Annotated in this window: 19 protein-coding genes; 13 read left to right on the top strand and 6 right to left on the bottom strand. The window is 38.4% G+C overall.

All coding sequences use genetic code 11. From position 1 onward, the window contains the following. Window positions 1-205 precede the first annotated feature (205 nt). Both NSQ62_RS18420 and splB read right to left on the bottom strand, forming a co-directional pair. On the bottom strand, window positions 206-451 hold the full coding sequence (locus tag NSQ62_RS18420) for a hypothetical protein (RefSeq protein WP_341321519.1): 246 nt from the start codon (window positions 449-451) through the stop codon (window positions 206-208). 85 nt (window positions 452-536) lie between these two features. Further along, window positions 537-1,565 carry a spore photoproduct lyase gene (gene splB / locus NSQ62_RS18415; RefSeq protein ID WP_341321518.1) on the bottom strand — a complete coding sequence of 343 codons (1,029 nt, stop codon included), beginning with the start codon at window positions 1,563-1,565 and terminating at the stop codon, window positions 537-539. 184 nt (window positions 1,566-1,749) lie between these two features. On the opposite strand from splB, the gene NSQ62_RS18410 reads away from it, so the two are divergent. The 12 genes from NSQ62_RS18410 (at window position 1,750) to NSQ62_RS18355 (ending at window position 12,380) form a co-directional block, all read left to right on the top strand. After that, a complete protein-coding gene (locus NSQ62_RS18410; RefSeq protein WP_341321517.1) occupies window positions 1,750-3,009 on the top strand; it encodes a cytochrome P450 in 1,260 nt (419 codons plus the stop codon). Window positions 3,010-3,128: 119 nt separating this feature from the next. Continuing rightward, the gene (locus NSQ62_RS18405; protein WP_341321516.1) at window positions 3,129-3,872 is read left to right on the top strand and encodes a glucose 1-dehydrogenase; all 744 of its coding nucleotides are present in this window, start codon (window positions 3,129-3,131) and stop codon (window positions 3,870-3,872) included. Between the two features lie 172 nt (window positions 3,873-4,044). Continuing rightward, window positions 4,045-4,896, top strand: coding sequence for a DegV family protein (locus NSQ62_RS18400; RefSeq protein WP_341321515.1), 852 nt, complete (start codon window positions 4,045-4,047; stop codon window positions 4,894-4,896). 102 nt (window positions 4,897-4,998) lie between these two features. Further along, window positions 4,999-5,904 (top strand): NAD(P)/FAD-dependent oxidoreductase, encoded by a 906-nt coding sequence (locus NSQ62_RS18395; RefSeq protein WP_341321514.1) that lies wholly within the window; start codon window positions 4,999-5,001, stop codon window positions 5,902-5,904. Between the two features lie 291 nt (window positions 5,905-6,195). Beyond that, entirely contained in the window at window positions 6,196-6,435 is a 240-nt protein-coding gene (locus NSQ62_RS18390; protein ID WP_341323994.1) for a hypothetical protein, read from the top strand. 257 nt (window positions 6,436-6,692) lie between these two features. Then, window positions 6,693-7,544, top strand: coding sequence for a DegV family protein (locus NSQ62_RS18385; RefSeq protein WP_341321513.1), 852 nt, complete (start codon window positions 6,693-6,695; stop codon window positions 7,542-7,544). Window positions 7,545-8,054: 510 nt separating this feature from the next. Then, window positions 8,055-8,909, top strand: a complete 855-nt coding sequence (locus NSQ62_RS18380) for a malate synthase (protein ID WP_341323976.1) — start codon at window positions 8,055-8,057, stop codon at window positions 8,907-8,909. A gap of 227 nt (window positions 8,910-9,136) precedes the next feature. Further along, window positions 9,137-9,916 (top strand): aspartate dehydrogenase, encoded by a 780-nt coding sequence (gene nadX, locus NSQ62_RS18375; protein WP_341321512.1) that lies wholly within the window; start codon window positions 9,137-9,139, stop codon window positions 9,914-9,916. A 141-nt stretch (window positions 9,917-10,057) separates the two neighbouring features. Next, window positions 10,058-11,026, top strand: coding sequence for a tRNA-dihydrouridine synthase (locus tag NSQ62_RS18370; RefSeq protein ID WP_341321511.1), 969 nt, complete (start codon window positions 10,058-10,060; stop codon window positions 11,024-11,026). 156 nt (window positions 11,027-11,182) lie between these two features. After that, window positions 11,183-11,821, top strand: a complete 639-nt coding sequence (locus tag NSQ62_RS18365; protein ID WP_341321510.1) for a hypothetical protein — start codon at window positions 11,183-11,185, stop codon at window positions 11,819-11,821. Between the two features lie 97 nt (window positions 11,822-11,918). Next, window positions 11,919-12,137: a small acid-soluble spore protein Tlp gene (locus NSQ62_RS18360; protein ID WP_341321509.1), complete on the top strand. Its 219-nt coding sequence runs from the start codon at window positions 11,919-11,921 to the stop codon at window positions 12,135-12,137. A gap of 90 nt (window positions 12,138-12,227) precedes the next feature. Then, on the top strand, window positions 12,228-12,380 hold the full coding sequence (locus NSQ62_RS18355) for a YpzG family protein (RefSeq protein WP_341321508.1): 153 nt from the start codon (window positions 12,228-12,230) through the stop codon (window positions 12,378-12,380). Between the two features lie 223 nt (window positions 12,381-12,603). Here the strand turns inward: NSQ62_RS18355 and NSQ62_RS18350 are convergent, their stop codons facing one another. From NSQ62_RS18350 to NSQ62_RS18335, 4 genes are all read right to left on the bottom strand, one after another. Beyond that, entirely contained in the window at window positions 12,604-13,875 is a 1,272-nt protein-coding gene (locus tag NSQ62_RS18350) for a Ger(x)C family spore germination protein (protein WP_341321507.1), read from the bottom strand. Continuing rightward, window positions 13,862-14,974, bottom strand: coding sequence for an endospore germination permease (locus tag NSQ62_RS18345; RefSeq protein WP_341321506.1), 1,113 nt, complete (start codon window positions 14,972-14,974; stop codon window positions 13,862-13,864). Before NSQ62_RS18345 ends, NSQ62_RS18350 begins: the two co-directional genes overlap by 14 nt. Further along, window positions 14,971-16,476, bottom strand: coding sequence for a spore germination protein (locus tag NSQ62_RS18340; RefSeq protein ID WP_341321505.1), 1,506 nt, complete (start codon window positions 16,474-16,476; stop codon window positions 14,971-14,973). Before NSQ62_RS18340 ends, NSQ62_RS18345 begins: the two co-directional genes overlap by 4 nt. Before the next feature lie 167 nt (window positions 16,477-16,643). After that, window positions 16,644-17,528, bottom strand: a complete 885-nt coding sequence (locus NSQ62_RS18335; protein WP_341321504.1) for a patatin-like phospholipase family protein — start codon at window positions 17,526-17,528, stop codon at window positions 16,644-16,646. Window positions 17,529-17,744: 216 nt separating this feature from the next. Between NSQ62_RS18335 and NSQ62_RS18330 the strand changes: the two genes are divergently transcribed. Beyond that, window positions 17,745-19,136 (top strand): hypothetical protein, encoded by a 1,392-nt coding sequence (locus tag NSQ62_RS18330; RefSeq protein ID WP_341321503.1) that lies wholly within the window; start codon window positions 17,745-17,747, stop codon window positions 19,134-19,136. Window positions 19,137-19,369 lie beyond the last annotated feature (233 nt).

The raw sequence follows: 19,369 nt of genomic DNA, 5'->3' as shown, positions 1-19,369 counted from the left end.
TCATCTGCTTAATATAACCTCATTCATCCTATGTGTTGCCGCACTACCCGTTTTTTCTCTTGATTATTGGAGGATGCTTAAGTTAAATTAATAAATATAACAGACAGAAAAGAGTTGCAAAGAGGCAATCTTTTCTGTCTGTTATTTGAGACTAATTTAATAATAAAGCTCTCAGTCAAAAATCATCAATGCTACATGTCAATGACTACTGTTCCTGTATAAACACAACTTGATCATAGCCACATTCATCACAAACCATTAAATGAGGACAAATTTGATCTTTCGCTGTATTTGGGTAGCCGTCTCCCATTTTATTCGTTTCTTCATCGTTATAATGACCATACGCATCAAGGAAATCAGAGACCTTCCCATTATCATTCAATTGAATATGGCACTTTGGACAATTTTTATTCAGTTTTTGTAGTGCATTACATAACGGACAAATAGCCATAAGCATTCTCCTATTTGTTTAATTCTATTTTGTTTAAGGAAATTGATACCACCATCATTTCTCCAACGACAGAAGTCAGTCATTGTTATGTGAAGTATTCAAGTTTCGCATGCGGAAAGAATGTTTCCATATAGCTGTGTAACTGTTCCTTTATTGCATCCTCTTCATTTTTTTGATAAATATATTTCCCGATTCCATACTTTCCCCACTTAATACGCCTTGTAGATTCATCTAATTCTAATTTGGTCTTTGGATAGTTTTTCTCAATGACATTTTTTGCTGCCTTTGTAAATCGGTGCTGAATGAATTCAAACGTAATATCGTTTCGTGCGTCTCGCGGTAGCTCTGCATCAAGACGTTCAAACATATGATAGTATCCTTCCTGCCATCCTTCATGAAGGTAAATCGGTGCCACGATAAACCCAAGCGGATAACCTGCTCTTGCTACTTTCCCTGCTGCTTCAATACGTTTCGCAAGTGGGGAAGTACCGGGTTCAAAGTGTTTAATGACATAATCTGCATTGATACTAAATCGAAATCTGGTGTGCCCGTTATGCTTTGCATCGAGTAAGTGATCGACGTGATGAAATTTTGTTACAAATCGTAACCTACCTAACTCCGTTTGGCCAAAATGTTCAATGGCTCTTTTTAATGAATGCGTTAAGTGGTCGATGCCAACGATATCAGATGTACAAGCCGCTTCAAATCGCGTAATCTCGGGAGCCCGTTCCTCGATATAGTGATCTGCCGCTTCAAAAATTTCATCGACATTCACATATGTACGAAGGTACGGTTTACTCCCCATCGTTGTTTGCAAATAACAATAATGACAATGTCCCATACACCCTGTTGCAAGTGGAATGGCATATTCTGCGGATGGCTTGGAGGTGTCAAACTTCAGTGTCTTGCGAATGCCCACAACGAGCGTAGACTTTGCAATGCGATACTTTTGTAAATCATTGTCTCCAGGTAAATCTCGAATCTGATTATGTGAGGTCGTATAGCGAATTTCGATACCCAATCCTTCAAATTTTTCCTTCAGTTCTATACCTAATGGATACTCCAATGCTTTAGGTTCAAAATAAACGAGTTGAGGCATAAAAGGTTTATTCATATGGCATCACCTTCTTTTCGTATTTAATATTAGCTTGTTTAAAGAAGGGGAATTTATGATGTGTGCGGTTAAAATTTTATGCCTTTAATAAAAGGACCTATTCCAGCGTTCCCCCAAATCAAAAGAATAAATAAGGAATGCATGAGAAATAATAGAACCAGTCCAAAAAAACGGAGTTGATTCTATGTCAAATGCAGGTAAAATGCCGAAAGAAGAAGGAATAGACCATAGTGTAAGTTTGATTAGAGAAGGCTATCTTTATATTTTGAATAAACGTCGCAGTTTTAATTCCGATATTTTCGAAACCCGGTTGCTTGGAAAGAAAGCAATTTGTATGGGAGGGAAAGAGGCGGCAGAACTTTTTTATGATGTGGAGAACTTCAAAAGGAAAGATGCCGCACCAAATCGTGTCGTTCAAACATTGTTTGGTAAGAATGGTGTACAGGCATTAGATGGGCAAGAACATCAACATCGTAAGGAAATGTTTATGTCCATTATGTCGCATGAGGAACTGACCAGGCTAACGGATATCACAAAAAAACAGTGGGCGTTAGCAACGACAAAATGGGAAAAGGCAGATCAGGTTATTCTATATGAGGAAGCTAAGGAGATTTTATTCCGGACAGCTTGTGAGTGGGCGGGAGTACCTGTTCAAGCAAGTGAGACAAAGAATTTAACAAATTACTTTAGTGCAATGTTCGAGTCAGCAGGAGCTATCGGACCAACGCATTGGATGGGTAGAAATGCGCGGAATCATGCTGAAAAATGGATGCAAGAACTCATTGAGCACGTTCGACAAGAAACAATCACGCCTCCTGAAAATACAGCCTTATATCGATTTTCCGGGCATCGTGAACTAGATGGGAATCTACTTGAGACAGAAGTTGCTGCAGTGGAAGTCATCAATATTATACGACCGATTGTGGCAATTGCAGTTTTCATCAATTTTATTACGTTAGCATTGCATCATTATCCGGAGGAAAGAAAGAAGCTCCAAGCTGGCGATGAAAAATACGCGGAAATGTTTATTCAGGAAGTTCGTCGTTTTTATCCGTTTTTCCCATTTGTCACAGCCTTGGTGAAGAAAGACTTTACTTGGAATGGCTATCAATTCGAAAAAGGTACCTTAACGCTGTTAGACCTTTATGGTACCAATCATGATTCGAAAATTTGGGGTAATCCGGATGTGTTCAACCCTGCTCGCTTCGTCAATTGGCAAGAAAGTCCGTTTGGGTTTATACCTCAAGGGGGAGGGGATTATTTTGGAGGGCATCGCTGTGCAGGGGAATGGGTAACGATTGAAATTATGAAAGTGAGTCTGGATTTCCTTTTGAATGAAATCACATATGACATCCCTGAGCAAGATGTAAGTTATAGTATGGTGAATATTCCAAGCATCCCTCGTAGCAAAATTGTTATTGAAAATGTAAAGAGAACGATGTAGTTTCTCTTTGTTTTTGCGCCGATAAAGTGACTTCAAAATCGGATGGATGAAAAGATTCCAGTGACAAATAATAGTCGTGAAAGATTAAGCAAATTTTATTTAACATTGGAGGAAAAGCTATGGGTATATTGGATGGTAAAGTAGCAATCATTACTGGGGCAGCACAAGGAATGGGTGCGATGCATGTTCGTAAATTTGTGGAAGAAGGCGCAAAAGTAGCGATTACAGATCTTAACTTTGAAGGTGCACAAAAACTAGCTAAAGAAATAGGAACAAACACAATCGCTCTTAAATTAGATGTTGCTAGTGAAGAAAACTGGCTAGAAGTTGTAGCAAAAACTGAAGAAACATTTGGCCCTATCAACGTGTTAGTCAACAACGCAGGAATCGGTATCTTTAAAACATTGGAAGAACTAACTGTAAAAGACTTCGAATTAACGTTTAAAGTAGATGAGCTTGGCGTGTTTTTAGGAATGCAAAAAGTGCTTCCTTCTATGAAAAAAGCAGGTGTAGGCTCTATTGTGAATATTTCATCTGTAGATGGTTTAGTAAGTGCTCCAACCGCTATTGCTTATAGTGCCTCTAAACATGCTGTAACGGGTATGACTAAAGGTGCTGCCGCCGAGCTTGGGCAATATAATATTCGTGTAAATTCTGTACATCCTGGAATTGTGAAAACACCTATGGCTGACCAACCAGATGTTGAAGCATATCTGAAGCAACTTGAACAAGATATTCCTCTAAGAAGAAGAGCAGATGTAGAAGAAATATCAAATTTAGTTGTCTACCTAGCATCGGATAATTCGAGTTATTCAACTGGAAGTCAATTTGTAGTGGATGGCGGAATGATTTCTGACTTATAAAAAGAGGCACAATTACGAGCCAAGAATTGTGCTTTTTGTTTTTGTACCAAATTTTAAAAAATGAAACTACATTCCGAAAGATTTTTCTGATTTCTTAACTCAGTACCGCCTCTTATAGTGTATATTTAAATTAAATACGCGGGAGTAGTTGCGGCAATTGGGGGAGTGTACAATGACAAGAATTATTTTATCGACAGAAAGTGGCGCGGATTTACCGAAAGAGCTTGTTGAAAAACATCAAATTCAAGTTGTACCAATGCACGTTATTATGGAGGGGAAAGACTATTTAGACGGTGAGCTCTCTGTAGAGGAAGTATTTGATTATCATCGTCGTACGAAGAAAATACCATCGACAGCAGCAACGAATGAACATGAATATCAGGCATTGTTCAAGCAAATTCGAGTGGATTTTCCGGACAGTATCATTGTTCACATTGGGTATACGTCAAAAGCATCCGCATCGTTTCAAAGTGCGCTCATTGCATCGGAGGATTTTGAGAACCTGTATTTAATTGATACATTGAATGTAACCGGTGGATTAGCAGCAGTTGTCCTGTATGCGGCCAATCTCTTAGAGCAGGAGCCAGCTATTGAACCTGTTCAATTCATTGAAAAAATAGAAGCTATTGTTCCGAAAACAAGGCTCGCATTCCTACCAGGCAGTTTAGATTTTTTAAAAGCGGGTGGACGCGTAAGTAATATCGCTTATATTGGTGGGGCGTTATTAAAAATTAAGCCTTGTATCGAATTAAAAGAAGGCAAGCTTGTTTCTACTACGAAATATCGCGGCAACATGAGCGTCGTTGCGGAAAAACTAATGCGCGATTATTTAAGCCAGTATAATATTAATCGGCAACAGCTGTATTTAATCTATTCGATTGGCCTTGCTGAAAGCATTAAGGAACGCATGGAGGAAGTTGCAAAGGAAGCGGGCTTTGAAAAAGTCACATGGATGCAAGCGGGCGCCATGATTTCAACACACGCGGGACCTGGAGGCTTTGGCATTGCGGGCATAGAAAATTGATTGCTTAATTGAGGTAAAACAGAATAATTCTTTATGAAAAAGACCATTTTATCCATAAGATAATTTGGTCTTTTTTTTATGACCATAATAGGGAGGGACAATATGAATGTCCTTGATTGTATCGTAATCGGTGGAGGTCCAGCTGGATTGAGCGCGAGTTTAACGCTAGGCAGAGCTAGGAGAACAATTGCATTATTTGATGATAAAACGAATCGCAACCGTGTAACACAAGAAGCACATGGATTTATTACGCGAGATGGAATAAAGCCGCAAGAGCTAAAAGAACTCGGGTTAAAAGAGTTGGCGAATTACCCGTCGATTACTTATGTTCAAGCAACAGTGATTGAAATAATCAAGAATCAAAGTAATGATCGTTTTATTGTCAAAGCGTCTAACAATCAGGAATATGTTGCGGAAAAGATTATATTGGCTTACGGCATTCAAGAAGAATTTTCTTTACCAAGCATAAGGGAGTTTTACGGGAAAAGTTTATTTAGTTGTCCATATTGTGATGGCTGGGAGCAAAGGGATAAGCCATTAGTCGTCATTGCAGAAAAAGAAGAGCATGCATTACATCTCGCTCAATTAATTTACAACTGGTCGCGCGACTTAGTTGTGCTAACGAATGGCGTTCCGTTATCAGAAGAAGGCGCGGCTACACTACAAAAACGTAAGATAAAAGTTAGAAGTGAAGCAATAAAAAATCTAATAGGTAAGGACGGGTACCTTCAAAAAATTGAATTTGTAACTGGCGAAACGATTATACGGTCAGGCGGGTTTGTTGCACCGTCCTATTACCGCCCCAATCAATTTGCGGAAAAGCTTGGCTGTGAATTACATGAAAACGGAAAGGTCATAACAGATGGTGTTGGTAGGACTACACAAAAGAATATCTATATTGCTGGAGAAACAGAAAAATCCAAACCAACCTCATTATTGATTTCTGCTGCAAAGGGGAATAAAGCCGCGGTTTCCGTCAATACGGATTTAACGATGGAACGTTTTTAAGCAAACCTACGTACTGCGCGGAGAAATTCGATTGAAATTGGACTTCTCCGTAACGCTTCTACCGCCATCATTTTCCCAACGGTCAATATCCGAGTCGTTTTTTATGTCACCATCATGAGGTTGGATACAAGTTCTTGTCACTGACAATATCATTATAGCCATCATCCTTTTTAAATCTATTTTATGCAGTCACTATGATTTGGTTGATTTTATTAGAGGTACACTGTAGGGTCATTCATTTTACATAAACGGAGTGACATCGAGCATGCTAATTCAAACGGAGGTGTGTAAATGGAACAGAAAAAGTATACAGAAGCTGGGACAAATATTGATGAAGTGAAGAGATTAAATGCAGCGTCAGGTCTTTCTTACAACGACGTGAAAGCGTTACTTGCCCAAAAATCTGACGTACAAGCGGTCGAAGAAATGCCACACAAGCCATTACATGAAAACTTAGAGGTAGACAGCAGCACCTATAAGATAAATGAAGTACCAGGCAGTATGCATTTAGATCGTAATAGCCCAAGCTAACATGAAATACCTCTTCACTCCTGTTTAAAAGCGAGTGAAACAGATAGAAAATGCTTGGTTCAAATAGAGCCAAGCATTTTCTATAGTCATCAGCAAATGTGTAGTTATATATATGCCATACAATTTGGTTGAAAAAATAAAATTAATTCCTTCAAATATGCTTCTAGCTAGTGTCATGGATATTCTCGCAATTTCCTGCATATAAAGTAAATTAATATGTACGTAGAAATTGCTACTTTAGCTGGAAGGAATGGGCAATGAAAAGGATTATTTTATCGACAGAGAGTGTAGCAGATTTACCGAAAGACCTGCTTGAAAACTATCCAATTCAAATCATACCAATGCATGTCGTCATGGGCGGGAAGGATTATTTAGAGAGTGAGCTATCGGTAGCGGAAGTGTTTGATTATTATCATCGCACGAAAAGAATCCCATCTACCACAGCTACCAATGTGCAGGAGTATCACAATTTATTTTCAAAAATTAGAGCAGATTTTCCGGAGAGTGTCATTATCCACCTTGGCTATACGTCAAAAGCATCGGCCTCGTTTCAAAGTGCGTTAATTGCAGCAGAGGCGTTTGACAATCTGTTCTTAATTGATACGCTCAACGTTACAGGTGGCTTAGCGGCAATTGTGAGGGAGGCTGTCACGTTGCTTGAGGCAGATCCTTTCATTGAGCCTAGCTATTTAATAGAACAAATACAATCTGTGATTCCGAAAACTAGGCTTGCTTTCGTTCCGAACAGTTTAGACTTTCTACGAGCAGGCGGGCGAGTTAGTAATATGGCTTTTATTGGAGGATCGTTATTAAAGATAAAGCCCTGTATCGAATTAAAAAAAGGTAAGCTTGTCTCAACTAAAAAATATCGAGGCAATATGAGCCATGTTGCAGAAAAGCTGATGCGCGATTACTTAAAGCAATACGACATTAATCGAAAACAGCTCTATTTGATTTATTCAATCGGACTGGATGAAGGGATTAAGATAAGAATGACGCAGCGTGCAAAGGAACAGGGCTTTGAAAAGATAAACTGGATACAAGCAGGTCCCACGATTTCTACCCATGCGGGGCCGGGATGTTTTGGTATCGCGGGGATAGAAAACTAGGAAATGAAACGAAGTAAGCCAATACTTCATCCACAAGCATTAAAAAAGCAGGCATTTTAGAAATTCTAAAACAGCCTGCTTTTAGTATTGTTAAGCGCGATTAAGAAATTAATAAAATTACACATTAAACCAAATTATGGGGTGAATGAAAATTGGGTAAGTTGGGGAAAATAAAGCATCTAATATTGGAAAAGCAAAGGAGTGAATGTAGTTTATAAAGCACGTTATTTCAAGTGATAACAAAGAATAAATATTTCATTTTACCTTCATTGAATTATGTTGTCAATAATAAGTTTGTTTATTCGATTAAAAAATGTTATAATATATTTATAATCGTTTTACCTCGTATTCGAATTCCGCTGTACCTTTTTGCAGATAGAATTGGAATACGTTTTTTTATACCCTATTTTAAATCCAGAATAAGTCAAACAGTTGCGTGAGCTTTTGCAGTAAGTTAATCGAATCGGAAATCTAGTTATTGGATTTTCACTTCACAAGGAGGACTAAATGATGAATCTCATCAATAAAAAAGTTACACACAAGGTTTTTGGTACAGGTAGTATTGTTAAGCATAATGAGTCGAGTATTGAAATAAATTTTGCAACGGAAAACAAATTATTTGTTTATCCGGATGTATTTGGCAAGCATTTAAAGCTACATGATATAGACGATGCTAAGTCACTTGAAGGTATTATTGAAGAAAAAGAAATTGAACGAAAAGCAGATCAATGGCAGAAGGAAGAGGAAAAGAAACGTCAACGTAAAAACCTACTACTTCGCTGGGAACATGAAAAGCTAATGAAGCATCACAAACTTCACCCGGAATCACAAATGGTATTTTGGTGTGACACAGAAGAACAAACAAGTTCTATAGAAGAATGGAAAGTTTCTTCGGGTGTAATCAAAAACGGTAATAACAAAGGCAAACCAAACAAGCCGACTCGTTTGCACCAAAATAGTGCGATCCTGTTAACAGCTAGAGATGCAGGCGTGTCTGAAAAAGACCGACGTATTTTAGGTGTCTACATGGTACATGAAGACTTTATCGGTAAGCTTTGTGAAGATGGGGAGATTCCGGCACATTCTAAATACAGACTTTCTCTAACAAAAGAGGAATCAGATCAGTTAGTTTTCTGGGAATATTATACGAATAAAAAATCGCCAGAAAAAGTATCTTGGAATTCAGGGAAATACCGTTATTTTGATAATGTATGGATGGCACAAATGTTACGTACCATCATTTCATTGAAAACGGATCCTCAGGAAAAAGAGCTAGCGCAACAATTCTTCAAGCATTATTGCAAAATGAATCAGATTACAGCTTCAGAGTTACCAGAGCCTAATGGTACATTACTGCTTAACTAGATGCTAACCGAAAACAGTAACAGCTCCGCCTTTGGATATTCGCATTAATTTCATACGTAGCTAATTAAAAATCCCTCGCGATCAAAATGATCACGAGGGATTTTTATAATGATAAGAAAGTCTAGCGCAGAGAAAGATAAGAATTGGAATTATTATACTTTTAACGATAAATCACTCTTGGAAAATTCAATGCTATAATCTTATAAAACAGTTAAAGGAGCAATCTTATGAACATCGGTCTAATCGGCGCAGGAGCCATCGCAAATTTTTTGTTACAAGAGCTGAACGAACGTGAGCAAAAAGGGCTTAGTATTCAAAGTGTCTATGTTCGCGATAAAGAAAAATACACAATGCTTACAGAAAGGTTTGGCGTAACGCTCTATACAGATTTAGAGGCATTTCTAACGTCAAACATTGATCTCGTAGTAGAAGCAGCGACAATTGAAGCGGTGCAAGAGCTCGTGCCAGCAATTCTCGAACGAAAACCGGTTGTCTTAATTAGCATCGGAGCCCTGGCAGATGAGCAATTATTGCAACAACTAAATACGCTAGTAATAGAGCATCGTCATGCAATCTATTTACCATCAGGCGCTATTGGAGGTTTGGATTTACTACAAAATGCAGCTGCACTTGGAACGGTGACATCGGTTAACTTAACAACGCGCAAGCCGGCAAGTTCATTAATGGATGAAGTAATTAACGAAGAAAAAGTGATTTTTGAAGGAACTGCACGTGAGGCGATTCGCAAATTCCCAAAAAACATGAATGTATCGATTGTTCTTGCATTAGCAAGTCTAGGCTTTGAAGAAACGAAGGTACGTTTAGTGGCCGATCCACATATTACACAAAACATCCATCAAGTCGAGATTGCAGGAGATTTTGGAGAAGCGACGTTTACAATCAAAAATAATCCGCTACCTCAAAATCCGAAAACAAGCTATTTAGCGGCGATGAGTATTTTAGGCACACTGAAAAGAATGCATCAGCCATTGATCATTGGAGGATAGGTGTAAACCTATTCTCTTTTTCGTCCATGTTACAAGAAAAATTGTGCAAGCTAGGTTATACTATAAAAATGATTGCATTTATGCTTACAATTAATGATTTAAGCACATATAACAGATTGTAATGAGAGGATCGAGTATTAGATGAAAGAAAATTTTTGGAATGATTTGCCGACACCATTTTTTGTGCTGGCACCAATGGAAGATGTAACAGACTGTGTGTTCCGTCATGTTGTCGCTGAAGCAGGCGCACCGGATGTTTATTTTACAGAGTTCACAAATTCAGAAAGCTATTGCCATCCAAGTGGTATTGAAAGCGTGCGTGGCCGTTTAATGTTCACAGAAGATGAGCAGCCGATTGTTGCACATATTTGGGGAGATAATCCGGAAAATTTCCGCAAGATGAGTATTGATTTAGCGGAAATGGGCTTTAAAGGGATTGATTTAAATATGGGTTGTCCGGTACCAAACGTAGCAGGAAGAGGGAAAGGTGCAGGTCTGATTTTACGACCAGATGTGGCAGCAGAGCTCATCCAAGCAGCGAAAGCAGGTGGCATTCCAGTCAGCGTCAAAACGCGACTTGGTTTTAAAGAGTTAGATGAGTGGAAGGATTGGTTAACGCATATTTTAAAACAAGATATCGCCAACCTATCGATTCACTTACGTACACGTAAAGAAATGAGTGTGGCCGATGCACACTGGGAGATGATTCCGGAAGTCAAAGCGCTGCGTGATGAAATTGCACCGAATACAAAGCTGACGATTAATGGTGATATTTTAGACCGTCAAATGGGCTTAGAGCTGGTAGAGAAATACGGTGTCGATGGTGTGATGATCGGGCGTGGGATTTTCAAAAACCCATTTGCCTTTGAAAAAGAGCCTAGAGAGCATACAAGCGAAGAGCTTTTAGACCTGTTACGCTTACAATTAGATCTACAAGACAAATACGCTGACCAATTGCCACGATCAATGTCAGGCTTACATCGCTTTTTCAAAATTTACGTAAAAGGCTTCCGCGGAGCTGGCGAATTACGTAACCAATTAATGAATACAAAATCAACTACAGAAGTGCGTGCTTTGTTAGATAACTTTAAGCAGCAAGACGTAGAATAAAAACAGACCAGATGACAAAAGCTACTTTTGTTATCTGGTTTTTTTACGGTTCATCCTCAATTTATAGGGAAGCGTTTCATTTCATAAGTCTAAGGCGACTAGTAAAAAAATCATATTCTAGTGCAGGATGATTTTTTTAGATTAGTGGGTGGGGAAATGATGCGTTTTTATAACCCGAATAACCGCAATAACCGTAAAGGAAAAGATAAATCAATTAATAAATGGGATCAATTGATGGCTCATACTGGGCGCGGAAAACAGCATCCTTTAAATAATCAAAATGAAACAAACAGCGCAAATGTCGCTGTTGTTGCAGGGAACTGGATTGAAGCGGTTGGTTCAATTGTTACAGCAATTGCCAGTACTCCTTCACAAATTTTTACCGAGCAAACCCTTACAGATTTTAATGTCATCGGCAATATATTAGAAGCCGGGGGATCGGCTATTGCTGCAGAAGGGGAAGAAGGCTTATTAAATATTGCTGGAGAGCAGCTACAAGCAATTGGTAACATCGCAGTGGTTGCTGGCATATTAAGTAACAACGAACAATCGGGTGAGCTTTTACAACAACAAGGGGATTTACTTCAAGTTGTCGGAATGGGAATGACTATTCAAACCTCAGGCAACTTGACGTTGTTAGAAACAATCGCAAATACCGGTAATATCATTCAATTAATTGGGAGTGTCATTCAAATTTTTGCGAATACAGATACCGAAGAAGGAACCGTAATGAATGCAATAGGTGCGTGGATAGAAGCAATCGGAGCCATTATTACTGCGCTTGCTAGTGAATAGTGGTGAATCGAATTTTAAATTTTTTGAAATTGGTTCACATATAATCTGCAGAAAAATTCATACTAATTTTATACTAGCGCAAAAATTAGGAGGTAACATGTCGAATTCAAAGCACCCGAAACATGATAATAAAACGAGTAAAGTGGATCGCATACGGGAAATTGTTAGAAATACGGAAAGAAATTTTATGGAAGCAGAAATCGGGAAGGAATTTTTAGACGGGCTCGATCGAGAAATCATTAGGGAAAAAAATGCACGACGTAAACATGAAATTGAAGAGCTAAAAGAAGAAATAAAGGAGGAGACGGATAAGTAATTAATAACGATTTGCCTTCAAGTACGAATGAAAGTAGCGAATCAACACATACTATTTTAGATTTCACTGTAAACTTAGGAGGTGGAAGTGATGGGCAAGAAGGTCGAATTAGATCCAAAATCTCAAAAAATCCACCAAAACTGGACAAAAGTCAAGCATCAAAAATCTCAGGTAAATGGTCAAACGGAGGTTACGCTCCATAATCAGCTCTTGAGAAGTGCTGCGAAGGCTAACCAGTTTTAAGGGAATACGAAGTGAATCAAGCCCCCATAAAAGTGGTTTATGGGGGTTTTTCTAGTTAATTAAGTGTCACGACGTCTTTTCCAGGGGGGATTCGTGTTTTTATGGAAGGCTCGGTTAATTTGATAAACGGTAAATGGAATAGCAAAGGATAAAATGGTACAGACGAGTGTTGTGACATCGGTTAAACGGTCAACTAACAGACTCCACATGGCTAGCCTCCCTTTTAATTTGATTTAATGATATTCCCTGGTTTTACGATGGTAACAATAACATCCGTTGTGACGTTGCTTTTTAAAAAATAGTGTTGACCCGTTTCCCAATCATCCTTAACTTTTGACCATAAAGGATAGTGATAGTTGTAAAGATGTGTATTTAAGCCAAGTAGATCAGTTTGTACATCTTTTTGTAAAAGAGAAACTGTCTGTTTTGTTATGCGGGTAATCTCCTTTTCTAACGCTTTTTTTAACTCTTTATAATGTTCCTCGGTCATGACATCAAGGGAGCCATATTGTTCCGCAATGCCTGCTTCCACATGAATTGTAAACTGGAAATTTAATTGATTTTTATTATTATTTTTTAATGAGAGTTCTCGATTTACCTTTAATACTTCGAACGTAATATCGCGGTTGTTCATTTTTAGATTGATCGTACCTGTTTGGTCTTTCGAATTGAGGAAATTTAATCCTTTTGCTTGGTCACCGATTAACATGCCGACCACCTTTTTTTGGGGATCATTGTAAATGGAAAGTCCCGTATAATTAATCGTTGTTGCATTGACGGTGTTTAATACAGGGATAGCAAAACTCTTTTTGGATAGAAGTAAATCCTGCACATCTCCGACTGTTAATGGTTGTGCAATTTCTAAATTCGATTTATTTTCCAATAATTTAGAGATATACGTACTAGGAATTTTTTCGTTTTCAGGGACAATGTATAAGAAATCACCAGCATGCTCCTTTGTAATGGCAACTTTTACGCTACGTAACATTTCCTTTTCTCGAAGGAAAATATCCATTAAATCCGCAAATAAATCCTCCTCAGATGCAACGGCTTTCGAGAAGAGAACCACATCTAAATGAGTGACATTGGTGATACGACCAGCTTGTTTAATCATATCGCGGTTCATTTCAATAATCGTATCGCCTGTTTCAGACAAATTTCGAAAAGCGGGTACGGTATTCCCACCACTATTTTGAGCCTGACTTAAGCCAGAGGGAACAATCAGCTGTTGTGTTAATTTGAATTTATTATTTTCATGTAGTCCATAATCTTCATCTTTGTTTTGATTAAAGATTCTTTCATCTCGTTGTAAGGGCGTTTCATTTTTTTGCTGCTGTGGATCTTGTTGATTAGTTTCAATTGCACTCCGACTATTCGCTAAATCAATGGCAATCGCTGAAACAAATCCCCGTTCCTCTACTTCGATTTTGTCCCAGCAGGCAGAAAGGAGTAGTGAACTTAAAAACAAAAAAATATAGCCTTTATATTTGATCATTTGTTTTCACACCTTTGATTAATAGCATCGTACCGAGAAGTAATATGACAAAAATGATAAATGTAATTTCGGTATAAGCCATATACTTTATGATTTTATTGATTTCAATATAATTCGTTGGCAGCATCGCTAAAAGAAAAATTATAGGGGATAAAATAAAAATGATGGTCATTTTTTTCGTATTTTTAAAAATCAAAGTAAGTAACAAAACCGCAATATCAAATGCGATCAAACTCGTTGTAAATACGATGATGGTCCAAATAATAAATAAAATGGAATCAAAGCGTTCAATAAAATTCCCTGGGTTGGATACCTTTTTTGACAACTCGAAAACTGGATAGTAGAGATTGTTTGTTGTTTCATTTCCAAAAACACCAATACACACAATAAAAATAATGATGTAAAAGAAGAAGGGCCATAAAATACCTAATACCGTCATCTTGGTCGCTTGTTGTGGTTTTTTGATAAGTGAAATATAGAATAACACGATACTAAAACCTAAAAAGGCATGTAAGCTAGAAGTTGTCCCAAGAACAATCCCTTTTAAATCTGTTTCAAAAACAGGGAGCAAATTTTCAAGTTTTACTGCCCCAAGCGGAAAGAAAATAAGTAACACTAGGCCACCGACAACAAATGGAAAGAACATAATATTCAGACGGAAAATAGCAGCACGTGATCCGCTAGCTGCATAAACAACAACAAGTAGAAACGCTAAACAAACGACCTCTATCGGTGTACGATCAAATAAATATTCATGAGATAATGTGGCGATTTCTCTAATTTGAAAAGAGGAAATCACAACATATTGCAGTATAAAAGCCATACATAAAATAATCGCTACGGGCTTTGAAACTAAATAAGAGGCAAAGGAAAGAAAGGACTGATTGGGAAATGCGCTTGCAATTTTTGCAAGGAACCATCCTAAAATAAGCGCGATCACGCCTCCTAATAAAATCGTAAGCCAACCATCTGCTGCAATCGTATTGTTCGCAACATAGCGTGGTAAAAATAAAATGGTAATACTAATAATATTTGAGGCAACGGCAAACATAATGTCTCTATCATTAATAAATTCCGCTGGCGCTTTGTTCATTTTCATGACGTACCACTTCCTCCATTAGTCTTCTCCACTTCCTCCGCTGGTTCTAAAAAGGGTTGTGTTTGCTGCTTCGTCAGGGTCGTGATGGGCGCACGGATAATCACATTTTTTAAATCCCCTAAATAGTTAGGTGCAAAGGGTGCTGAATAAGGAATACCAATGCTTTTTAGGTTGGCTAAATGAATGTGAATCATAATGAACACAAGTATGATGCCATATAATCCGAGAATGGTTGCAGCAAAGATGGCCCCGAAGCGCATGACTCTTAGCCCAATCGCTAAACTATAATTAGGTAGCGTAAATGCTGCAATTGCAGTCAGCGAGATGGCAATAACCATTAAAGGGGTCACGATCCCAGCTTGTACAGCAATTTCACCAATCACAATCCCGCCTACAATTCCAATGGTTTGGCCAATTTTCCTAGGGAGTCTTGTTCCAGCTTCCTGCAGAATTTCATAAAATAACGCAATAATTAACGCCTCTATTAAAGAAGGGAAGGGGACACCTTCTCTTGAAGCAGCAATTGTAAATAGGAGCTGCGTCGGAATTAATTCAGGATGATAGGAAACGAGCGCCACATAAAGTGCTGGTAAGAACAGCGTCATATAGAAAGAAACGAACCGTAAAAGACGAAGCATCGTACTGATCATCCAACGCTGATTATAATCTTCAATGGTTTTAAGAGAATCGCCAATGGTAATCGGCATGAGCAGGGCAAAAGGTGAACCTTCTACAATTATGCCAATCTTCCCCCTCAACAAATTATAGGCAACTCTATCTGGTCGCTCTGTATCAAGAATTTGCGGGAATGGCGATAAATTACTGTCTTCAATCCACTGTTCAACAAAGCCCGAATCTGGGGAAAAATCAATATCAACCGTTTTTAGTCGGCGAACGACCTCATCGACAATCTCGGGTTTGGCATGTCCTTCGATATAGCAGATTGCCATCTTTTGATTGGAATGCTTCCCAATCTCCATAAAATCGATGCGAAGATTGGGATTTTTAAGTTCGCGACGTAAAAGAGCAAGATTGAATTTTAGATTTTCGACAAATCCTGATCTAGACCCACGTATAACCGATTCAGATTGTGGTTCCTCGATGCTGCGAAATTCACCGCCACTTGTTCCTAAAAGGATCGCCTGATTCTCATCACTTAGGAGTACAGCTGTATCGCCGTTTAATAGCGCTTTTATAATGGAATCAAGTTCAGGTGATTTTTTAATTTCCGTTAGGGCAATCATTTCGTCGTAAACTGCATCAAGTAGATTCGTTGTAATATCCTTTTTGTTTAACTCAAGAATTCTTAAAATATTATTATTTACTTGATCATCGTCTACTAGGCCTTTTAAATACATCATGGCAAATTGATTTTCAATCATGCCAATGCTACTTTTTCGAACAATTAAATCTGCTGAATTTCCAAGTGTTTTTTTGATTGTTTCTACATTCATCTCCAAATTCTTTTCAAGATGAATTGGTTCATTTGAAGAACGGCTCATGTTGACAACTCCTGTTCAAAGAATGTCCTAATGGCTATTTTTTCTTAATGCCTTGAAATTCATACATGATTCGACAAGTTAAAATAAAAAATTCACGTCTTAATGAAAAAAGAACGAACCCCATTAACGGGAATTCGCTCTTTTTGTGGGTATGTTCAGAAAATTTCTTACCAAATCGGTGACCAAGTTTTTAAAAATTGCGCGGTGCGTTCTTTGCCGATGCATATTAGTTTTTGTTTGGTTTCCTCATCAATATCAAATTGGGTAGCGCTGTATTTCTCTACCGGAATAAAAATGATATTTTTTTCATGCCTTCGTGCAATATAACGGTTGTCATGGGCATTTTTCATGGTTGCAAACAACGCTTCAAATAGCTGAATGGCATTGTCGATTTCATAGGGGGCCATTTCTTCATTGGCACTACTTAGTTTTAGGCCAAGAACGGGTCGTGTTTTTTGCCCGTTGTCAAAAACCCAAAGAGGGAAATTGCTTAAAACGCCACCATCGACAATCACACTTTCGCTCGTACCGTTTTTTAAATAGACAGGCTCAAAGAAAAACGGGAGACCGCAGCTCATACGCAATGCGCGGGAAATCGGAAAGGTGCGATCATTAATGCCATAATGCATTAAATCATCTGGCAGTACAATAATTTTACCGTTTGTTAAATCAGAAGCAATGAGCTTTAATTTTCCTTTTGGCAAATCACCAAATGAATAAATGCCTTTGGAGGCTAGTTTTTGATAGAACCATTTTTCTAACGATTTTCCGCGATACATTCCAAAATGTACATAGAGATTCATCCATTTGAGAAAGGGGATACCAATCCAAAATTTCGGTGGATCGAGTAACACTTTCAAATTGAGCTCATCAAAAATTTCTTCTAGCTCCTTGGCATTAAAGCCTGCTGCGATAAAGGTGGCTAAAATGGCACCAGCACTCGTACCGGCTAAGCGATTAAATTGTATACCGCGTTCTTCAAGCACCTGCATGGCTCCCACATAAGCAAAACCTTTAATACCACCGCCAGAGAACACACCGTCTACAATCATTTGTTCGCTCCTTTAATGCTTTTATACACTGTAAGAAAAAATGCATCTGTTTAGAACTTGATTAGGTAAAGGAAATTGCTAATTTCAACGAATCTTACTAATTTTGATGAAACTTAGGCAAATGAATCAAATTCTAAAAAAATATTAAGTACAATTAGGCGCTCACCATCTATCTCAGCACTCCATATGCTAAATACAAAGGAGATGAGTTAGTGCATGGCAATTGAATTAACGGCGCTGCATTGGATATACGTTTTATTTATCGTGCTCATTATTTTCTTTATGGTAAGGCGTTTGGATACGACCTTAATTAGCATAGTAGGGATTTTTGTTATCGCGATTGTGGCAACAGGAAATTTCACCGCTTCTATTAGTAGTGTATTTACTAGTTTTATCTATGCGATTACGGAATTATTATCTACTATTTTAATTATTTCTATTATCGTTGCGATGAGCCGCGTGTTAACCAAAACGGGGATAAATGAAGTGATGATTGCACCGTTTACAAAAATCATAAAAAATCCTACGCTTGGATTTTGGACGATTGGGATATTAATGATGATTATTTCTTGGTTTTTCTGGCCTTCGCCAGCTGTTGCATTACTTGGTGCAGTGTTATTACCCGTTGCGATACGGGCTGGACTTCCTGCACTGGGCGTAGCGATGGCAATGAACTTATTTGGTCACGGCATTGCACTATCAAGTGATTTTGTCATACAGGGCGCACCAAAACTAACAGCAGATGCGGCGGGAATTCCAGTAGGAGATGTCGTGATGGCAAGTATCCCACTTGTGATTACGATGGGGCTTGTCACAACAATCGTAGCATTCTACTTATTAAAACGTGATATGAAAAAAGGCAATATTGAGCTAGTTGGCACCTATGATAATGGGATCGAGAACGAGGAAACAGAAGATTTATTAACAAAGGGCCAGAAAAGGTTTTTCGCCGTATTAATCCCGATTGCCTTCTTATTAGATGTTGTCGCCATGGCATTGTTTGATCTTCAAGGGGGAGATGCAACAGCGCTAGTTGGAGGGACTTCGGTATTTATTTTACTGATACTTTGTTTAACGGCCTATAAAAAGAAAGGGTTAGAACAATCAACCAATTATTTTATTAAAGGATTTCAATTTGGATTTAGAGTATTTGGTCCAGTCATCCCGATTGCCGCTTTCTTCTATTTAGGTGATTCAGGCTTCTTTACGATTATTGGCAATCATTTACCCGAAGCCTCGCATGGAATTGTCAATGATCTAGGTGTTGGATTGGCTGCCCTTGTACCTTTAACAACGGAAATTGCAGTTGTCACCCTAACAGGCGTAGGGGCTCTTACAGGACTTGATGGATCTGGGTTCTCGGGGATTTCATTAGTAGGATCAATCGGAGGATTATTTGGTACGGCTATTGGAGAAGGTACGGCTACCTTAACGGCACTGGGGCAAATTGCGGCGATTTGGGTTGGAGGCGGTACCTTAATTCCTTGGGCACTTATTCCTGCAGCGGCTATTTGTAATGTTAGTCCATTTGAGCTTGCTCGGAGAAATCTTGTACCGGTTGTCATTGGGTTAGTTGTGACAACGATTGTAGCGATGTTTATTATTTAAGTGATTGTACGAACATCAAAATGAAATTAAAAGTTATCGTTTGGTGAAAGCTAACAATCCGTGGGGGAATACCCCCCACGGATTGAAGTTTCACTTTATTTCAGCCTAAGCTTTTCGCTTGATTTACTTCTTTCTAATTTTAACAAAATGAACTAGATGAATAAGCATTAGTTAAGATGTGATTGGCAATATATGCATTTACGATTCATTTGGTGTACATAGGGGTCGATATT

Source organism: Solibacillus sp. FSL H8-0523, assembly GCF_038051985.1.
Classification (GTDB): domain Bacteria; phylum Bacillota; class Bacilli; order Bacillales_A; family Planococcaceae; genus Solibacillus.
This window is presented reverse-complemented; position numbering and strand designations above follow the sequence as displayed.

What these genes read in the sequence shown, in the direction of transcription:
- NSQ62_RS18360 (WP_341321509.1), top strand. Translation starts at nt 11,919, where the DNA reads ATGTCGAATTCAAAGCACCCGAAACATGATAATAAAACGAGTAAAGTG.
- NSQ62_RS18390 (WP_341323994.1), top strand. Translation starts at nt 6,196, where the DNA reads ATGGAACAGAAAAAGTATACAGAAGCTGGGACAAATATTGATGAAGTG.
- NSQ62_RS18350 (WP_341321507.1), bottom strand. Translation starts at nt 13,875, where the DNA reads ATGATCAAATATAAAGGCTATATTTTTTTGTTTTTAAGTTCACTACTC.
- NSQ62_RS18335 (WP_341321504.1), bottom strand. Translation starts at nt 17,528, where the DNA reads ATGATTGTAGACGGTGTGTTCTCTGGCGGTGGTATTAAAGGTTTTGCT.
- NSQ62_RS18405 (WP_341321516.1), top strand. Translation starts at nt 3,129, where the DNA reads ATGGGTATATTGGATGGTAAAGTAGCAATCATTACTGGGGCAGCACAA.
- NSQ62_RS18330 (WP_341321503.1), top strand. Translation starts at nt 17,745, where the DNA reads ATGGCAATTGAATTAACGGCGCTGCATTGGATATACGTTTTATTTATC.
- NSQ62_RS18345 (WP_341321506.1), bottom strand. Translation starts at nt 14,974, where the DNA reads ATGAAAATGAACAAAGCGCCAGCGGAATTTATTAATGATAGAGACATT.
- NSQ62_RS18355 (WP_341321508.1), top strand. Translation starts at nt 12,228, where the DNA reads ATGGGCAAGAAGGTCGAATTAGATCCAAAATCTCAAAAAATCCACCAA.
- NSQ62_RS18380 (WP_341323976.1), top strand. Translation starts at nt 8,055, where the DNA reads ATGAATCTCATCAATAAAAAAGTTACACACAAGGTTTTTGGTACAGGT.
- NSQ62_RS18385 (WP_341321513.1), top strand. Translation starts at nt 6,693, where the DNA reads ATGAAAAGGATTATTTTATCGACAGAGAGTGTAGCAGATTTACCGAAA.
- NSQ62_RS18370 (WP_341321511.1), top strand. Translation starts at nt 10,058, where the DNA reads ATGAAAGAAAATTTTTGGAATGATTTGCCGACACCATTTTTTGTGCTG.
- NSQ62_RS18340 (WP_341321505.1), bottom strand. Translation starts at nt 16,476, where the DNA reads ATGAGCCGTTCTTCAAATGAACCAATTCATCTTGAAAAGAATTTGGAG.
- NSQ62_RS18365 (WP_341321510.1), top strand. Translation starts at nt 11,183, where the DNA reads ATGATGCGTTTTTATAACCCGAATAACCGCAATAACCGTAAAGGAAAA.
- NSQ62_RS18420 (WP_341321519.1), bottom strand. Translation starts at nt 451, where the DNA reads ATGGCTATTTGTCCGTTATGTAATGCACTACAAAAACTGAATAAAAAT.
- splB (WP_341321518.1), bottom strand. Translation starts at nt 1,565, where the DNA reads ATGAATAAACCTTTTATGCCTCAACTCGTTTATTTTGAACCTAAAGCA.
- nadX (WP_341321512.1), top strand. Translation starts at nt 9,137, where the DNA reads ATGAACATCGGTCTAATCGGCGCAGGAGCCATCGCAAATTTTTTGTTA.
- NSQ62_RS18410 (WP_341321517.1), top strand. Translation starts at nt 1,750, where the DNA reads ATGTCAAATGCAGGTAAAATGCCGAAAGAAGAAGGAATAGACCATAGT.
- NSQ62_RS18395 (WP_341321514.1), top strand. Translation starts at nt 4,999, where the DNA reads ATGAATGTCCTTGATTGTATCGTAATCGGTGGAGGTCCAGCTGGATTG.
- NSQ62_RS18400 (WP_341321515.1), top strand. Translation starts at nt 4,045, where the DNA reads ATGACAAGAATTATTTTATCGACAGAAAGTGGCGCGGATTTACCGAAA.